This is a genomic window from bacterium (assembly GCA_040755755.1).
Classification (GTDB): Bacteria; SZUA-182; SZUA-182; order DTGQ01; family DTGQ01; genus DTGQ01.
This window is the reverse complement of the sequence record JBFLZW010000059.1, coordinates 1-2144: the sequence shown is the minus strand read 5'-3', so window position 1 is coordinate 2144 and position 2144 is coordinate 1. Positions and strand designations below refer to the sequence as shown.

The following is a 2144-nucleotide window of genomic DNA, read 5'->3' as shown; positions in this document are numbered from 1 at the left end:
CGCATATCTCTGCCTGCCTACCCTTTTGCCAGAGAAAGGCATTGGGTTACAGTCAGGGACGTCATCAGCCCGGCCAGGGCGTATACAAGCCAGGGCCAGGTTGCGGTGGGCCAGGTTTCAGGGCTTCATCCTCTGATTGGCGGCAATACTTCAACCTTACGGGAACAAAGGTTTTCGACCTGGCTGAGCGGAGACGAGTTTTTCCTGGCTGACCATGTGGTGGGTGAGCACAAGGTACTGCCTGGCGTGGCTTACCTTGAGATGGCGCGGGCCGCAGGTGAGATCAGCGGAGAGAGAAAGGTCAGGGGGCTCAGGGATATTGTCTGGGCACAACCGGTCACGGTGGCCGCATCCCCCCAGCAGGTACACATCAGCCTGTATCCACAGCAGCAGGACAGGGTGGAGTATGAGGTGAGTACCACTGGCGAGGGCAACCGGCGGGTGGTGCACAGTCAGGGAAAGCTGGTCTATGATGGCCAGGGCCTTGAAACCGCAGGGGCACAGCTCATCGATATTGAAGCCATCAAGGCTCGATGTCATGGATTGAAAAGCGCTCAGGAGTGCTATCAGGCTTTCCAGAGTGGAGGGCTTAAGTACGGGCCGGGCTTTCAGACCATCAGGGAGCTTTTCTTCAATGGGAAAGAGGCCCTGGCACGCCTCGAGGTGCCGCAGAATCTTAAGGGCAGCATTCAGGAATTCGGGCTTCATCCTTCCCTGATGGACGGGGCATTGCAGACAGTGGCAGGACTTATGGCCAGCCAGTCCGAAGGTCAGGAAAAAAGCTCTGCCGATGCTCTCTATCTTCCCTTTGCCCTGGGAGAGGTGGAGATTATCAGCCCCCTGCTGCCTGAGACCTGCTATGCCTATGTGACTGTAGCCGAAGATAAGCCAGGCAAGAAGTTGTCAGCCAGGGATTTGCCAGCCAGGGATTTGCCAGCAGAAAATCTGCCCTCTGCACGGTCCAGGGTCAAAAGATACAACATTCAGCTTGCAGATGAAGACGGCCAAGTGCTGGTGAGCATGAAGGACTTCTCCCTCCGGGCACTCAGGCAACCCCAAAAGGGATCGCGCATCATCAGTGGGATTAGTGGGAACACCGAAGCGAGAAAAGCCCAGGCTGGTGGGACACTAGTCAGTCAGGCTGACGGGGTACTGGTCAAGCAGGCTGATGAGGAATTGGTCAGGATGTATTGCCGCAGTGTGTGGGAGAAGTCAGGGGAATGCTGCCAGGCCATTAAGACTGCTGAGGCTGGTCAGGATGTGGTGGTGGCAGAGGGTGCTGCTCTTTCAGGGCATGTGCTTATCTTTGAGACTCATGGGAATACCGGGGAGGGCAGCAGTGAGGATGCTATTGAGGATACCAATGTGCAGGTTTCCCAGCTCATGCAGGAAATGATGACTGCACGGGGTGAAAACAGGGCACAGCTCATCATTGTCAAGCCGGGACAGGAATACCGTGAGATTGGTGAGCTCATGTATGAAATTAATCCCGGCAACCGGCAGGACTACTTCCGGTTAATTGAGAACCTGGCCAGCAGGCAGGTGATGCCGGATATCATTTTTCACCTGTGGTCATTATGGCCGCCAGGGCCAATGGGGCCGATGAACCCAGAGGGTGATTACCCAACAGGTCTGAATCCGGCCAGTCAGCCTGATTTCAAAGCCTGGCTTGATCAGGGGATGTATTCGATATGCTATCTCAGCCAGGCACTCATGGAGCAGGAGAGGGCTCAGGAGCAAAAGTCCAGGAGGAAAGTCAGGCTGCTGTATGTCTATCCGAGTCCAGGCGACTATCCACAGCCACAGTATGCGGCTGCAAGTGGCCTGATCAAAACCATTCGCCTTGAAAATCCAAGGCTTATCTATAAGACAGTGGGAATAGAGGGGGGGGAGGAGTGGAGCGAGTCGCCCCAGCCCCAATCCAGGGCAACCGCTTTAGAAATACTCAGCATACTGCTGGCTGAGCTTTGCACCGGGTGTGAGGATGAGGTTGATATCCGCTATGCGGGAGGAGAACGATTTGTCAGGCGCTGGCAGGAGATAGCTTTTGGAAGCGAGACTGATAAGGACACCCAGGACGATGCCGGCAAAGGCACTCAGGACGACACTGATAAAGCCAATCAGGATCAGATACCCGCCCTGCT

The 2144-nt window shown here is 55.5% G+C and carries 1 protein-coding gene; it reads left to right on the top strand.

Annotated features, from left to right (window positions below; all coding sequences use genetic code 11):
- A partial coding sequence (locus AB1611_17530) for a polyketide synthase dehydratase domain-containing protein (GenBank protein MEW6381385.1) occupies positions 1-2144 on the top strand: 2144 nt, incomplete at both ends.